Source organism: Cellulophaga sp. 3_MG-2023, assembly GCF_030546975.1.
Taxonomy (GTDB): domain Bacteria; phylum Bacteroidota; class Bacteroidia; order Flavobacteriales; family Flavobacteriaceae; genus Cellulophaga.
In genome coordinates this window covers 368262-387397 of record NZ_JAUOPS010000002.1, presented here as the reverse complement: position 1 = coordinate 387397, position 19136 = coordinate 368262, and the positions used below count along the sequence as shown (strand labels likewise).

11 protein-coding genes and 1 riboswitch are annotated in these 19136 nt (G+C 33.1%); of the genes, 9 read left to right on the top strand and 2 right to left on the bottom strand.

Features of this window, described 5'->3' with window-relative positions; all coding sequences use genetic code 11:
• Nucleotides 1-3: 3 nt before the first annotated feature.
• Entirely contained in the window at nt 4-750 is a 747-nt protein-coding gene (locus Q4487_RS06625; RefSeq protein WP_100893807.1) for an electron transfer flavoprotein subunit beta/FixA family protein, read from the bottom strand.
• Nucleotides 751-918: 168 nt separating this feature from the next.
• On the opposite strand from Q4487_RS06625, the gene Q4487_RS06620 reads away from it, so the two are divergent.
• The 4 genes from Q4487_RS06620 to Q4487_RS06605 all read left to right on the top strand — a co-directional run bounded on the left by Q4487_RS06620 (nt 919) and on the right by Q4487_RS06605 (nt 7675).
• The gene (locus Q4487_RS06620; RefSeq protein ID WP_100893806.1) at nt 919-1896 is read left to right on the top strand and encodes a pyruvate dehydrogenase complex E1 component subunit beta; all 978 of its coding nucleotides are present in this window, start codon (nt 919-921) and stop codon (nt 1894-1896) included.
• A 103-nt stretch (nt 1897-1999) separates the two neighbouring features.
• Complete coding sequence (locus tag Q4487_RS06615; protein ID WP_303540726.1) at nt 2000-4498, top strand: DUF5686 family protein; 2499 nt, start codon at nt 2000-2002, stop codon at nt 4496-4498.
• Between the two features lie 84 nt (nt 4499-4582).
• Nucleotides 4583-5110, top strand: a complete 528-nt coding sequence (locus tag Q4487_RS06610; RefSeq protein WP_013621525.1) for an inorganic diphosphatase — start codon at nt 4583-4585, stop codon at nt 5108-5110.
• A gap of 120 nt (nt 5111-5230) precedes the next feature.
• Complete coding sequence (locus Q4487_RS06605) at nt 5231-7675, top strand: sodium-translocating pyrophosphatase (RefSeq protein ID WP_303540728.1); 2445 nt, start codon at nt 5231-5233, stop codon at nt 7673-7675.
• A gap of 58 nt (nt 7676-7733) precedes the next feature.
• Here the strand turns inward: Q4487_RS06605 and Q4487_RS06600 are convergent, their stop codons facing one another.
• On the bottom strand, nt 7734-8354 hold the full coding sequence (locus Q4487_RS06600; RefSeq protein ID WP_013621527.1) for a deoxynucleoside kinase: 621 nt from the start codon (nt 8352-8354) through the stop codon (nt 7734-7736).
• A gap of 285 nt (nt 8355-8639) precedes the next feature.
• Here Q4487_RS06600 and Q4487_RS06595 point away from each other — a divergent pair, with 285 nt between their 5' ends.
• The 5 genes from Q4487_RS06595 (at nt 8640) to thrA (ending at nt 19124) form a co-directional block, all read left to right on the top strand.
• The gene (locus Q4487_RS06595) at nt 8640-9473 is read left to right on the top strand and encodes a GLPGLI family protein (protein ID WP_303540730.1); all 834 of its coding nucleotides are present in this window, start codon (nt 8640-8642) and stop codon (nt 9471-9473) included.
• A 28-nt stretch (nt 9474-9501) separates the two neighbouring features.
• On the top strand, nt 9502-12270 hold the full coding sequence (locus Q4487_RS06590; RefSeq protein ID WP_303540732.1) for a carboxypeptidase-like regulatory domain-containing protein: 2769 nt from the start codon (nt 9502-9504) through the stop codon (nt 12268-12270).
• A 277-nt stretch (nt 12271-12547) separates the two neighbouring features.
• Nucleotides 12548-13804, top strand: coding sequence for a methionine adenosyltransferase (gene metK, locus Q4487_RS06585; RefSeq protein ID WP_013621530.1), 1257 nt, complete (start codon nt 12548-12550; stop codon nt 13802-13804).
• 330 nt (nt 13805-14134) lie between these two features.
• Nucleotides 14135-14248: riboswitch (SAM riboswitch) on the top strand.
• A 137-nt stretch (nt 14249-14385) separates the two neighbouring features.
• Nucleotides 14386-15675 carry an O-acetylhomoserine aminocarboxypropyltransferase/cysteine synthase family protein gene (locus Q4487_RS06580; RefSeq protein WP_303540734.1) on the top strand — a complete coding sequence of 430 codons (1290 nt, stop codon included), beginning with the start codon at nt 14386-14388 and terminating at the stop codon, nt 15673-15675.
• A 65-nt stretch (nt 15676-15740) separates the two neighbouring features.
• Nucleotides 15741-19124, top strand: a complete 3384-nt coding sequence (thrA, locus tag Q4487_RS06575; RefSeq protein WP_303540735.1) for a bifunctional aspartate kinase/homoserine dehydrogenase I — start codon at nt 15741-15743, stop codon at nt 19122-19124.
• Nucleotides 19125-19136 lie beyond the last annotated feature (12 nt).

Sequence of the window (19136 nt, the reverse complement as noted above, 5' to 3'; positions counted from 1 at the left end):
AAATTAGATTGCTTTTGCTTCGTTATGTAATAAGTTAATTAACTCGTCTATGTTATCTGCATCAACTAGTTTTACAGCTCCTTTTGCAGCAGGCTTATCAAAACTAACATCGTTAGTTGCGGCATCTGCTCCGGTTGGTTCTACAACTGTTAGTGCTTTTTTACGAGCCATCATAATACCTCTCATATTTGGTATTCTTAAATCGCTTTCTTCAACTAAACCTTTTTGTCCGCCTATAACTAAAGGTAATGACGTACTTATTTTTTCTTTACCACCATCTATTTCTCTAGTAGCTGTAACAGTGTCGCCATCAATTTCTAAGCCGGTACAAGTATTTACAAAGTTCATATCTAATAATGTGGCAATCATACCTGGTACCATACCTCCATTATAGTCAATAGACTCACGACCTGCAATTACAAGATCGTAACTTCCGTTTTTAATTACTTCGGCTAGTTGTTGTGCTACAAAAAAACCATCAGTAGGTTCTGCGTTAACACGTATTGCTTCATCAGCACCAATTGCTAATGCTTTTCTTATTGTAGGTTCTGTTGTTGCGGTACCAACGTTCACAACATGTACAGTTGCTCCTTGTTTTTCTTTAAACCACATTGCTCTTGTAAGACCAAATTCATCATTTGGATTAATTACAAATTGTACACCGTTTGTATCAAACTTAGTATCTCCTTCTGTAAAGTTAATTTTAGAAGTAGTGTCTGGTACGTTACTTATGCAGACTAATATTTTCATCTTTTATCAATTTTATAATAACTTGGCTAAGATACCAATAAAATTTGTAATTTACTATGCATGCATAATAAATTTTATCGTTTTTTTGCCAGTATGTTAACTGTAATTGAAAGATTATTTCCTATTTTTGCTAGCGTTTTTATCATTATATTAATTTATTCCACGTAAATGAAAACATTACAGTTTAGAGAGGCTATTGCTGAGGCTATGTCTGAAGAGATGCGAAAAGATGAATCTATCTATTTGATGGGTGAAGAAGTAGCTGAGTATAATGGTGCTTACAAAGCATCTAAAGGTATGTTAGATGAATTTGGCGCTAAAAGAGTAATAGATACTCCAATTTCTGAATTAGGCTTTGCTGGTATAGCTATTGGTTCTGCAATGAACGGAAATAGACCTATAGTGGAGTTTATGACATTTAACTTTTCTTTGGTTGGTATAGACCAAATAATAAATAATGCTGCAAAAATTAGACAAATGTCTGGTGGGCAATTTAATTGTCCTATAGTTTTTCGTGGTCCTACTGCTTCTGCTGGCCAGTTAGCTGCTACTCACTCACAAGCTTTTGAGAGCTGGTTTGCTAATTGTCCTGGTTTAAAAGTTGTTGTGCCGTCTAATCCTATGGATGCAAAAGGCTTATTAAAGGCAGCTATACAAGATGATGACCCTGTTATTTTTATGGAGTCTGAGCAAATGTATGGTGATAAAGGTGAAGTTCCTGAAGGAGAATATACATTGCCTTTAGGTGTTGCAGATATTAAAAGAGAAGGTACAGATGTTACTATAGTTTCTTTTGGTAAAATTATTAAAGAGGCTTACACTGCTGCAGATGAGTTGGCAAAAGAAGGCATTAGCTGTGAAATTATAGATTTAAGAACAGTTAAACCTTTAGATTACGATGCGGTTTTAAAATCAGTTAAAAAAACCAACAGATTAGTAGTTTTAGAAGAAGCTTGGCCTTTTGGTAACATAGCAACAGAAATTACATACCATATACAGTCTAATGCATTTGATTATTTAGATGCTCCTGTAGAAAGAATAAACACAGCAGATACACCTGCTCCTTATTCTCCTGTTTTATTAGAAGAATGGTTGCCTAACCATACAGACGTTATTAAGGCAGTTAAAAAAGTTTTATATAAATAAGATTTTAGTTTTTTATAAAGAACTAAAGCTTTGCCTGTGTGGCAAAGCTTTTTTCTTTTTCTAAAAACTTTATAAATCAATAGGTTGCTTTTAAGAATTAGTTATGATAAAAAAATTCTTTTTTGTTCTATTTTGTTTTGTTTGCCTCTTAAATTATGCGCAAACAAAAGTAAGTGGTGTTGTTGTAGATGAATTTGGTGAGCCAGTTGCATTTGCCAATGTTTTATTTAAAAATTCTACCGAAGGTACCATAACTAACGATGATGGTCGCTTTTATATGGAGTCTGATAATAATCACAGTCTTTTACAAGTGTCATTTGTTGGATATGAAACTTTAGAGATAACACTTAAAACAAAGGTTACCTATAAAATTGAAGCAGTATTAAAAGAATCTGGAGAACAGTTAGACGAAGTTGTTATTTTTTCGGGCAAACTTTCTAAAAAAAATAATCCAGCAATAGATATTCTAAAAAAAATATGGGCTAAAAAACGAGAAAATGGCTTACGTAAATACAATCAATATGAGTATGATAAGTATGAGAAAGTAGAGTTTGACCTAAATACCATAGACAGTGCTTTAATAAAAAGTAAAATGTTTAGAGGTTTAGAGTTTGTTTTTAACGATTTAGATACCTCTAGAGTAACGGGTAAAACGTACTTGCCAATTTTTTTAAACGAAACTTTTCATAAAGTTAATGGTGATAATGTTTTAGGAGTTAAAAAAGAAAAGTTACAAGGAAGTAAAAATTCTGGCTTTTCTAATAATCAAGCTATATCAGCATTTGTAGAGGATTTATATTCAGATTATGATATCTACAACAATTACTTAAAGTTTTTTGATAAAAGCTTTACTAGTCCACTTTCTAAAACTGGCGTAGATGTTTACAACTATGCTTTAGCAGATAGTGCTTTTATAGACAACAAATGGTGTTACAATATTATTTACTATCCTAGACGTAAAAATGAGCTTACTTTTAAAGGAGATTTTTGGGTAAACGATTCTACTTACGCAATTAAAAAAATAAATTTAGAGGTTACAAAAAGTGCCAATATAAACTGGGTAAAAGAAATTTATATAGAGCAAGAGTTTGATGTTGTTAACGATTCTGTTTTTCTTTTAAAAAGAGATTATATGTTAAGCGATTTTAGTCTTAACAAAAAAGAAACTTCTAAAGGTATTTATGGTAAGCGTACTACTATTTACAATAACTATAAGTTTGATGTACCTAAAGATAAAAAATTCTATAAAGAGAGCGTGGATGAGTACAGTCCGGAAGCTTTTAGTAGGGATGATAATTTTTGGACAGAAAATAGGTTAGAGCAACTTAATAAAGATGAAAAAGGTGTATATCAATTGCTAGACACCTTAAAAACAGTTCCTAAATTTAACACCTACTATAACATAGTTAGTATACTAGGTTCTGGTTATGTAGAAATAGATAAGTGGAATTTAGATATAGGAGACGTGTACAGTGTTTTTGGTTATAATGATGCAGAAGGCGTTCGTGTAAGAGCAGGCGCACGTACTTATTTTGGACAAAATGATCCTTGGCGTGTAGAAGGTTATTTGGCCTATGGTTTTGATGATGATAAAGTAAAACACGGTATTTCTGCTAAGTGGTTGGTAGATAAAAAAAGTAGACTAATAATTTCAGGAGGACACAGGCAAGATATAGAACAACTAGGGCTTAGTTTAACAGCTACCAATGATGTGTTGGGTAGAAGTATTGCCTCCTCATCTGTATTTACTGTAGGTTCTAATGACAGGTTAACAAATATAGATTTATCTGCCTTTAGTATAGAGGTAGAACCCGTTAATAATTTAAGACTACGAGTTGGTAACTCATACAGGAAGCTAAGTTCTGCTTTGCCAAATGCGTTTAGTTTAGATTATGTAGATGCAGAGTCTCCAACAGGGATCTCGTCACAAATTAAGCAGTTAAACTTTACTACAACATTAATTTATACGCCAGGTAAACGTACAATTGGTTACGGAGTAGAACGTAAAAACATAAATGACGAGTATAGTACCCTGCTATTTAATTATTCTAAAGGATTTAAAGGTCCAATGGATAGTGATTTTGATTATGATAAGGTTCAGTTTTCTTACGGCCAACCATGGCAAATTGGTGGTTTTGGTAGGTTGTATAGTACTGTAGAAATTGGCAAAACATTTGGTGAGGTACCTTTAGGTTTGCTTAATGTAATACCAGGTAACCAAACATTATTTTCTATCTACAACACATTTCCTAACCTAGATTTTTATGAATTTGTAACAGATACGTACGCATCTGTGCATTTAGAACATAATTTTAATGGTAGGCTGTTTTCTCGTATACCATTTATGAGAAAGCTTAATTTAAGAGAAATTGTAGTTTTAAGAGGTGTTTGGGGAGAACTTTCATCAGAAAATATAGCTTTAAATGCACCAACCAATATTCCATTAATGGCACCGTCAGACCAGATGTACTGGGAATATTCTTTTGGAATAGGCAATATTTTTAAAATATTACGCGTTGACTTTAACTTTAGAGGAAACTATTTTGATAATCCAAATGCAAGACCTTTTAGTGTAACAGGTTCTTTTGGGTTTAATTTTTAATATAATGCTATCATTAATTTAAACTAAAAAATACTTTCTGTTACTATAGATTACACTATTTTTGTACAATAATTAATAATAAGAATGACTAAACACGGAAAAACATCTTTTGATGTATTAATAGAGATTCCAAAAGGAAGTAGAAATAAGTACGAATACGATTTTGATTTAAAAAAGATACGTTTTGATAGAATGTTATTTTCTTCAATGATGTATCCTGCAGATTACGGTTTTATACCAGAAACTTTAGCATTAGATGGTGATCCATTAGATGTATTAGTTTTAGGAGGGGAGCCAACTTTTCCAATGTGTGTTGTAGAAGTAAAACCAATAGGGGTTTTTCATATGGCAGATGAAAAAGGTCCAGATGAAAAAATTATCTGTGTACCTGTATCAGATCCAATTTGGAACATATTAAATGATTTATCAGATATGAACCCTCACCAAATAAAAGAAATAGAACATTTCTTTCAGGTGTATAAAGATTTAGAGAAGAAAAAAGTAGACGTAGGTGGTTGGGGAGATGCCAAGGAAGCTTACGATATTTTAAATAAATGTATAGAGAGATATGATGAAAGTGAATTTAAATCTAAAAATGCTTTTAAGATTTAAAATGTAAAATCATCAGTAAATTACCTAAAAACCCTTTCATATGATAAATATGAAAGGGTTTTTTTGTTAAGTTTCATTTTCTTACATTTACTAGGCTAATAATTAAACAATTATAAAAATATGGAGTCAATGATTATTTATGCGCCTATTATAATGGCGATATTAGGACTGGTTTATATGGTTATAAAACAGTCTTGGGTAATGAAACAAGATGCTGGTGATGGTAAAATGAAAGAAATTTCAGATCACATCTACGAAGGTGCATTGGCATTTTTAAATGCTGAGTACAAGCTTTTATCTGTTTTTGTGGTTATTGTAAGTGTATTACTCGCAATAGTATCTGTTGTAGTACCCACAACTCATTGGTTAATTGTAGTTGCTTTTATTTTTGGAGCTATATTCTCTGCCTTTGCTGGTAATATAGGTATGAAAATAGCAACCAAAACAAATGTTAGAACCACACAAGCAGCACGTACTAGCTTGCCTAATGCTTTAAAAATATCTTTTGGTGGCGGAACTGTAATGGGACTTGGTGTTGCAGGTTTAGCAGTTTTAGGGTTGACCGCTTTTTTTATAATTTTTTATCAATACGTTTTTATGCCTAACGGATGGACAAATGTTGACGATATGACAATTGTATTAGAAACACTTGCAGGCTTCTCTTTAGGAGCAGAGTCTATTGCTTTGTTTGCTAGAGTAGGAGGCGGAATTTATACAAAAGCTGCAGATGTGGGAGCAGATTTGGTAGGTAAGGTAGAAGCAGGTATTCCTGAAGATGATCCCAGAAACCCAGCTACAATTGCAGATAATGTAGGTGATAATGTAGGTGATGTAGCAGGTATGGGAGCAGATTTGTTTGGTTCTTATGTAGCTACTGTTTTAGCAGCTATGGTTTTGGGTAATTATGTTATAAAAGATATGGGAGGCTCTATACAAGATGCCTTTGGAGGTATTGGGCCAATTTTACTGCCAATGGCTATTGCTGGCGCTGGTATTATAATTTCTATTATAGGTACAATACTGGTTAAAATAAAGAATAATGATGCTAAAGAGGCACAGGTTATGGGTGCTTTAAATTTAGGAAATTGGGTTTCTATAGGTTTAGTTGCAGTTTCTTGTTTTGCATTAGTTACTTGGATGCTACCAGAAACAATGCAAATGGAATTTTTTGGAGAAGGAAAGGTAGCTATTTCCTCTATGCGAGTTTTTTATGCAACCCTAGTTGGTTTGGTAGTTGGTGCTGTAATTTCATCAGTAACAGAATACTATACAGGTCTGGGTAAAAAACCTATTTTAAAAATTGTACAACAATCTAGTACAGGTGCAGGTACTAACATTATTGCAGGTTTGGCAACTGGTATGATTTCTACATTCCCGTCAGTCTTATTATTTGCAGGTGCTATTTGGGCCTCTTATGCTTTTGCTGGTTTTTATGGTGTAGCCTTGGCTGCCTCTGCAATGATGGCAACTACGGCTATGCAATTGGCTATAGATGCGTTTGGACCAATATCTGACAATGCAGGTGGTATAGCAGAAATGAGTGAGCAAGAACCAATTGTGCGTGAGCGTACAGATATTTTAGACTCAGTTGGTAATACAACTGCAGCAACTGGTAAAGGTTTTGCTATTGCTTCTGCGGCATTAACATCTTTAGCATTGTTTGCTGCTTACGTTACGTTTACAGGCATAGACGGTATTAATATTTTTAAAGCTCCAGTTTTAGCTATGTTATTTGTTGGTGGTATGGTGCCTGTAGTATTCTCTGCATTGGCTATGAACGCTGTTGGTAAAGCAGCTATGGAAATGGTACAAGAAGTACGTAGGCAGTTTAAAGATATTCCGGGTATTATGGAAGGTACAGGAAAACCAGAGTATGATAAATGTGTAGCAATTTCTACTAAAGCATCTTTAAAAGAAATGATGTTGCCTGGTTTGTTAACCATAGGTTTTCCGTTAGTAATTGCATTTGTTCCTATGTTATTTGGTATGAATAATATGGCCATTGCAGAAATGCTTGGTGGTTATATGGCAGGCGTTACAGTAAGTGGTGTGCTTTGGGCAATTTTTCAGAACAACGCTGGTGGAGCTTGGGATAATGCTAAAAAATCTTTTGAAGCAGGAGTAGAGATTAACGGAGAAATGACTTTTAAAGGTTCTGATGCACACAAAGCTGCGGTTACAGGGGATACAGTTGGTGATCCTTTTAAAGATACTTCTGGCCCATCAATGAATATATTAATAAAATTAACGTGTTTAATTGGCTTGGTTATAGCTCCTATTTTAGGCGGACATATAGAGGATGGAACTGCATCTGAAGAACATCAAACTAAAAAAGAATTTAATGTAAAAGTTGATGCTACTAATAACGATTTGGCTGTAGCAACTATTACAACAATAACTACAAAAGACGGAGAAGTAAATAAAAATGTACAAGTTGTAAATGGTACTGTAGAAGAAATTACAGAAAAAGTAAAAGCTGCTAAAGAAAAAGAAGGTATAGAGGTTAATGTATCTAAAGACAATAACTCTAATTCTATTGAAGTAGAACTAGATTATAAAAAATGATATAAGACATTATTAAGTCAATAAAAAAAACCACACTTTTTAGTGTGGTTTTTATTTTTTAAGGCTGAAATAATCCGTTTATTTCGGCATCTATTTTATTAATAACAAATCCTAAATCTTCAGGATCATCAACAAAGTTTAAATTATCTACGTCAATAATTAATAAGTTTCCTTTGTCATAACCGTGTATCCAAGCTTCATAGCGTTCATTTAACCTGCTTAAATAGTCAATAGAAATGGTGTTTTCATATTCTCTTCCTCTTTTATGTATTTGGTTTACCAAATTAGGAATAGAACTTCTTAAATAAATAAGCAAATCTGGTGGTTGTACTAAGCTTTCCATTAACTCAAAAAGACTTGTGTAGTTTTCAAAATCTCTGTTTGTTAGTAAGCCCATTGCGTGTAAGTTAGGAGCAAAAATAAAGGCATCTTCATAAATTGTTCTGTCCTGTATTATATCTTTACCGCTTTCTCTAATTTGTAAAATTTGTCTAAATCTGCTATTTAAAAAGTATATCTGCAAATTAAAACTCCAACGCTCCATTTGGTTGTAAAAATCATCTAAGTAAGGATTGTCTACTACATCTTCAAAATTTGGTTGCCAATTAAAATGCTTGGCTAGTAATCTAGTTAAAGTTGTTTTCCCTGCACCTATGTTTCCTGCTACTGCAATATGCATATTCTGTATGTGTTTTAATTTTTTTATTAGACCGATATAGGGGTCGCACAATATACAAGATAAGACTAGTATCTAAAAATGTTTACAGTAATAAACTCAAAACTTTTTAAAAACAGTAGCAAACCATTGTATTTATGCAAAGTTACAACGATAAAATAAGTCATATACGTATGTGTAAAATGATTTTTTCAAAAAAAAGATGGTTAGCAATTAAACTAAATTAAAAGTTGACAGTCTAAGTAGTTGAAAGCTAACTATCCCACAAGGATATAAACCACAGATAAAATGAGAAATATTTTTTTAATAGCAATAACATTAATAAGTACAGTGTTTACTGCAACGGCTCAAGAATTTCAAGGTAAAGCCATTTATGAAACAAAGCTTACTAAAGCGCCAGATTTTGGAGGTAGAGATATGCCAGAGGCTCGTAAAAAAGAAATTATGGAGCGTATGAAAAGCGCTATGGAAAAAACATATATTTTAACGTTTAACAGAACCGAGTCTTACTACGTAGAAGATGAAAAATTAGAGGCTCCTGGAGGTAGCGGACCAGGTTGGATGCGTTTTATGGGTAGTGGTTCTACTGGTAAATATTACAAAAATATTAAAGAGCAAAACTATACCAACCAAGTAGAAATGTATAGTAAAAACTTTTTAATTAAGGATGAGCTAAAAAAACCTGAGTGGAAAATGGGCTCAGAAACTAAAAAAATAGGAAACTATACAGTTTATAAGGCAACACTTACAACTCCAATAGATACTACAGGTGTAGGTTCTATGACTAGAATGTTTAGGCGTGGTAGACAAGGAGAACAGCCTGAACGTGAAATACCTACAGAAAAAACAGTTGTGGCTTGGTATACATTAGATATTCCTATTAGTCAAGGTCCTGCAGAATACTGGGGATTACCTGGTTTAATTTTAGAGGTAGAACAAGAAGGATCTACTTTGGTTTGTAGTAAAATTGTTATGAACGCAGATGATGTTGTAGAGGTAAAAGCACCAACCAAAGGAAAAGATATTAATCAAAAAGATTTTGATGCTCTTATGGTAAAAAAGCGTCAGGAGATGTTGCAGAATTTTCAGCAGCGTAGAGGATCAAGAGGTAGAGGTCGTTAAATTTCATCAGTTTTAATATAAATTTATAATGAAAAAAATCATAAAAATTTTTATGGTTATGGCTTGTATTGCCGTAACCGGAGTAGTACAGGCTCAAAAAATTACTGTGACTGGTGTTGTTAAGGATAGTCTTAATAATCCTTTAGAAATGGCTAATGTAGTAGCTATTAATGCAGAAACTAAAGCGTTAGATGGTTTTGGAATTACCAATGAAAAAGGTATTTACAAAATGAATGTAGAGGAAAACTCTAAATACAATATTAAGGTAAGTTATTTAGGTTTTAAAACAAGAGAAATTATTTTAGAAACTAAAGAGGCAGATATTAAAAGAGATTTTACACTATTAGATGAAGCTGAAAGTTTAGATGGTGTAGAAATCACGTATGAGATGCCCGTTAATGTAAAAGGAGATACTATAGAGTATAATGCAGATTCTTTTGCTACAGGTACAGAAAAAAAGCTTGAAGATGTTCTTAAAAATTTACCAGGTGTAGAGGTTAATGATGATGGAGAAATTGAAGTAGAAGGGCAGTCTGTTGGTAAAGTAATGGTAGAGGGTAAAGACTTTTTTGATGGTGATAGTAAATTGGCATCTAAAAATATACCTGCAAATGCATTAGATAAAATTCAGGTTTTAAAAAACTATAATGAGGTTGGACAATTAAAAGGTGTAACAGATAATCAAGACAATTACGCAATTAACATAAAACTAAAAGAAGGTAAAAAGAATTTTTGGTTTGGAGAAATTACAGCAGGCGTTGGTAATGAGGAACGTTATATTGCGCACCCTAAATTATTTTATTACAACCCTAATTATAGTATAAACTTAATTACCAATTTTAACAATATTGGCGAGGTGCCATTTACACGTAGAGACTATTTTAGATTTACGGGTGGTTTTGGTAATGGCGGTAGTGCTAACACTGGTACAAGCTTTAATGTAGGTTCTAGTGATATGGGTTTTTTAACATTACAAAACAATAGAGCTCAAGAAATTAGTTCTAAGTTTGGTGCAGCTAACTTTAGTTATTCACCAAAAAAAACGTGGGATTTAAGTGGTTTTGCAATTTATTCTGGTAATGTTACAGATATGCAACAAAATACATTTAGACAATATAAGGCTAATGCAGATGGTAGCCAACCATCTCCAGATGAACTTACAGAGAGTGTTACAAACCAAAGGAGTGATTTGGCTCTTATTAAATTAAGTTCTAGTTACAAACCAAATGCAGATAACCATTTTGATTATGATATTTTTGGAAGAATATCTAGTCAAAAAGAAGTGCAAGATTTATTCTCTAATTTAACGGGTAATATAGATGAGGTTCAAAAGCAAGATCCTTACAGCATTAATCAAAACGCTAATTACTATTACACATTAAATGCTAAAAATATTTTTGCAGTAGAGGCACAGTATTTAATTCAAGAAGAAGATCCTTTTTATAATGCTGCTTTAGCACAGAGTGATCAATTCAGGTTAGATGAGGTTTTAGGTATGGACCAAGCCCAAGATGGTTATGATGTTGTGCAAGACAAAATGGTAAAAACCAATAAGCTAGATGCAAAAATAGATTACTGGTATATTACAGGAGATAAGAGTAATGTAAAGTTTACACTTGGCTCTCTATTAAGTACACAAAAATTTAATTCAGAAATTTTTCAGATACTAGATAGTGGAGCAAAATATAGCTTAGATGATGCAGTGAGCTCTGTAGAGAACGATGTTAAGTATAACTTTAGTGATATTTATATGGCCTTTGAGTATAGAGTAAAAGCTGGTGCATTTACCTTTACACCAGGTGTATCTGTACACAATTACACTACAAAAAATGAACAATTAGGATCTACTGTTACAGATGATTTTGTACGTTTATTACCAAGTTTTAATACAAGATTACAAATTAAAAAGAGCGAGGATATCAACTTTAATTACAGAATGATGACTAGTTTTTCTGATGTTAACCAGTTTGCATCTTCTTTTGTAATGAACAATTACAATTCTCTTTTTCAGGGTAACAGAGATTTAGAAAGTGCATTGTCTCACAACTTAACATTGCGTTATAACAATTTTAATATGTTTAATTTTAGTAATATTAGAGCATCATTATCATATAACAAAAGGGTAGACCAAGTACGTAACATCTCAGACTTCTTAAATTACCCTAATCCAGATTATCCTGCAACATCAGATGAAGAGTTTATACAAACATCTAACAGAATATCGTCTCCATTTAACTCTAACTTTGCAGACGAGACCTTTTCTGCAAACGGATCTTTTGAGCGTACTTTTGGTAAAATAAAAGCTGGTTTAGGAGCAACTATGAATTATTCTAAGTTTAACCAAATAGTAGATAATGAACAGGCAATTAATGAGTCTTTTACAACTACTTACAGAGGTAGCTTAGGAACACGTTTTTTAAATGCGCCAAATATAGAGTTTGGATACAACCTAGCAGTAAACAATTATGAGCAGCCAAATGGCTCTAGTATAAAATATTATACACATCAACCAAGCGTAAAACTAGATGCTACTTTTTTAAGAGATTTTATTTTTAATGCAGACTACTCTTATTACAATTACAAAAACGAGATAGAAAGTTTAAATACATATTCTTTTATGGATGCTACCTTAGGTTATCAAAAAAAGGATAGTAAATGGGAGTATATTTTAGGAGTAACTAACTTATTTAATACAGAATCTTTAAATCAGGATAGTGATAATACTTTGTTTGTTAGCACAAGTGAGTATTTTATACAACCTAGATATGTAACCTTAAAAGTAAGGTACAACCTGTAATACAGCATTGTTTGTTTATATAGAGGCTATGGATTGCAAATTAATTTGTAACTGTAGCCTCTTATTTTTTCGTTAAAACTATTTTAGAACCAATCTAATTTTATACTTTTGCAATCTAATTTAAGAGGAAGGATTTGACTGATTGCAACCTCGTATACTGATTCTCAGTACTACAAAAAATGCTAAAACAGATTTAGTTAATTTTTTTTTGACGCCTTTTCCTGTTTTTTTGCAATCTAACTTACCATTCCTCTATTAACAATAGAAGCACAATATTATGGCATATTTATTCACATCAGAATCTGTAAGTGAAGGACATCCAGATAAAATTGCAGATCAAATTAGTGATGCATTATTAGACAATTTTTTAGCTTTTGATCCAGAAAGTAAAGTAGCTTGTGAAACCCTAGTTACAACTGGGCAAGTAGTACTTGCAGGTGAGGTAAAAAGCAATACCTATGTAGACTTGCAAAACATAGCACGTGAGGTAATTAATAACATTGGTTACACAAAAGGAGCTTACCAGTTTAGTGGAGATTCTTGTGGTGTTATCTCATTAATTCATGAGCAGTCACAAGACATTAATCAAGGTGTAGACCGTGGCTCTAAAGAAGAGCAAGGTGCAGGTGACCAAGGTATGATGTTTGGTTACGCTAGCAAAGAAACAGAAAACTATATGCCACTGGCATTAGATATTTCGCATAAAATATTACAAGAACTTGCCGCATTGCGTAGAGAGGGTAAACAAATTTCTTATTTACGCCCAGATGCTAAGGCGCAAGTAACTATAGAATATTCAGACGATAACGTGCCACAGCGTATAGATACTATTGTTGTGTCTACACAGCATGACGATTTTGATGCTAATGATGAAAAAATGTTAGCGCAAATAAAATCAGATATTATCTCTATTTTAATGCCTAAAGTAATAGCGCAATTTCCAGAGAAGGTACAAGCATTATTTACAAGCAAAATACAGTACCACATTAACCCAACAGGTAAATTTGTAATTGGTGGTCCACACGGAGACACAGGTCTTACAGGACGTAAAATTATAGTAGATACCTACGGTGGTAAAGGCGCCCATGGTGGTGGAGCATTTAGTGGTAAAGATCCAAGTAAAGTAGACCGTAGTGCAGCATATGCAGCAAGGCACGCAGCTAAAAATTTAGTAGCAGCAGGTATTGCAGATGAGATTTTGGTACAAGTAAGTTACGCCATTGGTGTGGTAGAGCCAACTTCTATTTATGTAGACACATACGGTACTGCAAAAGTAAATTTAACAGACGGAGAAATTGCCAAAATAGTAGCGCAAATTTTTGATATGCGCCCGTTTGCCATAGAAGACCGTTTAAAGCTAAGAAACCCTATTTATTTAGAAACCGCAGCTTATGGTCATATGGGGAAAGAACCAAAAACAATCACAAAAGTTTTTGAGTCTCCATACAATGGTAAGGTAGAGAAAGAAGTAGAACTTTTTACTTGGGAAAAACTAGATATGGTAAGCGCAGTAAAAACCGCTTTTAACCTTTAAAATAAAGTTTTTAATAATATATAAGTGCTTTGCTGTAACGGTAAAGCACTTTTTTTGTGTTTAATATTTTGCTATTTATTTGGGTGTTACCACAAGGGTCGGGCTTTTTGTTGCAATCTTTTTTAAGAAAAATAAAAAAGGATTTTCACTACAATCCCTAACACAAATAAAGTTTTAATTTAAAAAATCGTTACAAAAACAAACAATTATTGTGTTTCTGTTATTTAAGCTTGTTAAAAAGGTTAAAATCAATATTTTTTCAAAAAAGATTAGGATATTAAATTTTTCTGAACATATATTTGTAGCTCAAAGTTCAAAACACTTATTGAATAGTTATCAAGAAAGGCGGAGGGATTAGACCCAATGAAGCCTTAGCAACCCTTTGTTCAAACAAAGAAGGTGCTAAATTCTACCAAGTACATCGGTACTATAGGCAGATAACGAAACAAGCTTTTTTATTTCAAAAAAGGTAAATTTCCAATTTCTTTTTAACTCATTTAATTTTAAACCATCTTGCAAAGTCGGCAAGGCGTGGTTTTGACTTTTTTATTTTTTCAATTTAAACTATAAAAAACAAAATTATGAGTACTCAAAAATTAGCAACAAAAGCATTACACGCAGGTCACACTCCATCAGAAACAGCAGGTACAAGAGCAGTGCCTATTTATCAAACGTCGTCTTATGTTTTTAAAGATACAGACCACGCAGCAAACTTATTTTCTTTATCAGAATTAGGATTTATTTACACGCGTTTAAACAATCCAACAAATCAAATATTACAAGACAGACTAGCAGCAGCAGAGGGTGGTGTAGGAGCAGTAGTATTTGCATCTGGTACAGCAGCAATTTCTACAGGTTTATTAACGCTTTTAAGAGCAGGAGACCACATTGTAGCATCTAGCAGTTTGTACGGTGGTACATTTAATTTGTTAAATGTAACCTTACCAAGATTAGGTATTACAACTACTTTTGTAGATGCATCTAATCCAGAGAGTTTTGGTAAAGCAGTGCAAGAAAATACAAGAGCATTTTTTGTAGAGTCATTAGGAAATCCTAAGCTAGATGTTTTAGACTTAAAAGCAATTTCTAAAGAAGCAAAAGCAGCACAAGTGCCATTTATTGTAGACAATACAGTAGCATCACCAGCATTACTAAACCCAATAGAGCACGGTGCAAACTTGGTAATACACTCGCTAACAAAATACATAGGCGGACAAGGAACTTCTTTAGGAGGTGCAATTGTAGACGCAGGTACTTTTGACTGGACAAATGGAAAGTTCCCAGAGTTTACAGAACCATCTGCCGGGTACCACGGTTTGGTGTATAGTGAGGCTCTTGGTAATGCTGCATTTACGTATAAATTAATTTTAGAAGGTTTAAGAGATTTCGGAGGAGCTTTAAGTCCGTTTAATGCATTCCAAATTATACAAGGTTTAGAAACTTTACCAGTGCGTATAAAACAACATAGTGCAAACGCATTAGAATTGGCTACTTGGTTAGAGGGTAGAGATGAGGTTGCTTGGGTAAACTATCCAGGGTTAAAAAGCAATAAATACTATGACTTAGCCAAGGAGTACTTACCAAAAGGTCAAAGTGGCTTAGTTACATTTGGTGTAAAAGGTGGCTTTGAAGCTGCTAAAAAACTAACAGATGCCACTAAAATATTCTCTCTTTTAGCAAACATAGGAGATACAAAATCTTTAATAATTCACCCAGCAAGTACAACGCATCAACAATTAACAGCAGAGCAGCAAGAGTCTGCAGGTGTTGGTCAAGATTTAATTCGTTTGTCTGTTGGTTTAGAGGATATAGAAGATTTAAAGTTAGACTTAGAAGAGGCTTTTAAAGCTATATCTACAGTTACAGCTTAATAAACTTACGTTCTCAAAATAAATTACAAATAACCTAATAATTATTTAGGTTAAAACAGCTTACTATGTTGCATCATATCAAACTAAAAAAATATACAACGCTAAGTGGTAGCACACAAGATATAGACTTGTCATATCAGGTATTTGGAGCAGAATTGCACACCGCGCCAATTGTACTTGTAAATCACGCTTTAACAGGTAACTCTAATGTTTCTGGTGAAGATGGCTGGTGGTCTACACTAATAGGTGAAGGCAAATGTATAGACACCACAAAATACACGGTATTGTCTTTTAATATTCCTGGTAATGGTTTTGATGGCTTTATTATAGAAAACTATAAAGATTTTGTAGCTAAAGATATTGCTCATTTGTTTTTATTAGGATTAAAAGAACTAAATATCAATTCGCTTTTTGCAATAATAGGAGGTTCTTTAGGAGGTGGTATTGCCTGGGAGATGGCTGCACTAAATCCAAAATTAACGCAGCATTTAATTCCGGTTGCATCAGATTGGAAATCTACAGACTGGCTTATTGCAAACTGTCAAATTCAAGAACAGTTTTTGGTAAACTCTAAGCAACCTGTACATGATGCCCGTATGCACGCAATGTTATGCTACCGTACACCAGAATCTTTTAAGGCTCGTTTTAACCGAAGCACAAATGAAGAACAACAGTTATTTAATGTGGAAAGTTGGCTAACCCACCACGGTAAAAAATTGCAAGAGCGTTTTCAATTATCTGCATATAAGTTAATGAACCAGTTGTTAAAAACCATAGATATTACCAGAGATGGTAATGAGGCTTTTATTAACCTGCAAAATAGCAACACATCTATACATATTGTAGGTGTAGATTCTGATTTGTTTTTTACAGCCAAAGAAAATAAAGATACCTTTAAACAACTGGCACAAGCTAATAGTAATGTTACCTATGGTGAAATACACTCACTACATGGCCATGATGCGTTTTTAATAGAGTTTGATCAGTTAGAGCAATTGCTAAATGGTATTTTTAATGATCATAAAAAACGAGAAGAACTTAAGGTAATTAAGTTTGGAGGTAAGTCTTTAGCTAACGGAGAAGGTGTATCTAACGTAGTTACTAAAATAGCTTCTAAAGTTGCTAATTCTGAAAATATAGCGGTTGTGGTTTCTGCTCGCGGAGAATCTACAAATGTATTAGAACAATTGTTGGATTTAGCAGCAAGGGGAGAAGAGTATACTCTAGCTTTTAATGAGTTTAAAGCATATCAGCAAAATAGTTTAGCGTTAAATTTTTCTGAGATATACACAGAAATTTTGCAAATTTTAGAAGGTGTTGCCTTGTTGGGTGATTATAGCTTAAAAATTAAAGATCAAGTTTTGGCATACGGAGAGTTGCTTTCTGCACAATATGTTGTAAAAGCACTTGCTAAAGAAGGTGTAAAAGCTGAATTTATAGATTCTAGAAAAATAGTAAAAACTGATGCCAATTTTGGAAATGCAAACGTGTTAGAGGAGGAGTCTAAATCTAAAACACAAAAATTAATTTCTAGTTTAGCTAGTAATGTTGTACCTGTTATTACAGGTTTTATTGGGTCTACAGAAGATGGTAAAACAACAACTTTAGGCAGAAACGGTAGTAACTATTCTGCCTCTTTATTTGCTAACTTTTTAAATGCTGTAGAGTTACAGAGTTATACACACGTAGATGGTATTTTTACCGCTAATCCAGATTATGTTTCTGATGCAAAACGTATAGAACAATTAAGCTATTCAGAGGCTAATGAACTGGCAAATTTTGGAGCAACTATTTTACACGCAAAAACCATAATTCCTTTATTAGAAAAAAATATTCCGTTACGTATTTTAAATACATTTAATGGTGATAATGAGGGAACATTAATTAGCGCAAAAACAACCAAAGAGGGTATAAAATCACTTTCTGTGATAGAAAATGTTGCTCTTGTAAACTTAGAAGGCCGTGGTTTGTTAGGTAAGGCTGGTATAGATGCACGTATATTTAAATCACTTGGCGATGAAAAAATTAGTGTTAGTATTATTTCCCAAGGTTCATCAGAACGTGGTATTGGTTTGGTGGTAGATGCTGTAAGTGCAGATAAGGCAAAACAGGTTTTAGAGCGCGAGTTTGCATCAGATTTTTATTCTAAAGACATCAATCTAATTACAGTGCAAAAAGATGTTTCTGTAATATCTATTGTTGGTCAGGATTTAAGTACGTTTCATAAACCATACAATGCATTAATAAAAAACCAAATTGTACCATTATTGTTTAATAATACGGTGTCTGGTAAAAACGTGAGTTTAGTGGTTAAAAAAGCTAGTTTGCACAAGGCTTTAAATGTAATGCACGGACAAATATTTGGTGTTGCTAAAAAAGTAAACATAGCTATTTTTGGTCACGGTACTGTTGGTGGTACATTAATAGAACAGTTATTAAAATCTGCTAAAGCCATAGAAGAACGTAAAGGAATTAACCTTAATGTTTTTGCCGTTGCTAACTCTAAAAAAGTACTACTAAGTAAAAAAGGAATTGGAAAAGATTGGCCTACTACGTTAAATGAAAAAGGAAAATCCTATGAGCTTACAGATATTTTTGAGTATGCAGAAAAACATCATTTAGAAAATTTAATAGCAATAGATAATACTGCAAATGAGGATTTTGTGGCTAATTATGTTGATTTGGTAGAAAATGGATTTGATCTAGTATCGTCTAACAAAATAGCAAATACTTTAGGGTTTGATTATTACAAAAAACTTAGAGAGATATTAGCTAAAAATCAGAAACAATATTTGTATGAGACTAATGTTGGAGCTGGCTTGCCATTGATAGATACTATTAAGTTATTGCATTTGTCGGGTGAAAATATTACTAGAATTAAAGGGGTGTTCTCCGGGTCCTTAAGTTATATTTTTAATACGTATTCTGAAGCAAATGTACCTTTTTCTACAGTTTTAAAAGAGGCTATGGAAAATGGATACACTGAGCCAGACCCGCGTGAAGATTTATGTGGTAATGATGTTGGTAGAAAACTATTGATTTTAGCACGTGAGTTAGAGTTAAGTAATGAATTTGCAGATATTAATATTCAAAATTTAATTCCGGAAGCATTAAGAGAAGGAAGCAAAACAGAATTTTTAAGTCAGTCTGATGCTTTAGATACGGCATTTTCTAAAATTAAGGCAGACCAAAAACCAAATCACGTTCTGCGTTATGTTGGTGATTTGCACGGTAATCTTCAAGAAGAAAAAGGAATTTTAGATGTAAAATTAGTGTCTGTTCCTAAAGAAAGTGCATTAGGACAAGTAAAAGGATCAGATTCTATTATCGAAATTTATACCGAGTCTTATGGTGAAAATCCATTAGTAATACAAGGTGCAGGAGCAGGAGCCGCCGTAACCGCAAGAGGTGTTTTTGGAGATATTTTAAGAATAGCCGAGAAAGGATAGACTTTGTGTAGA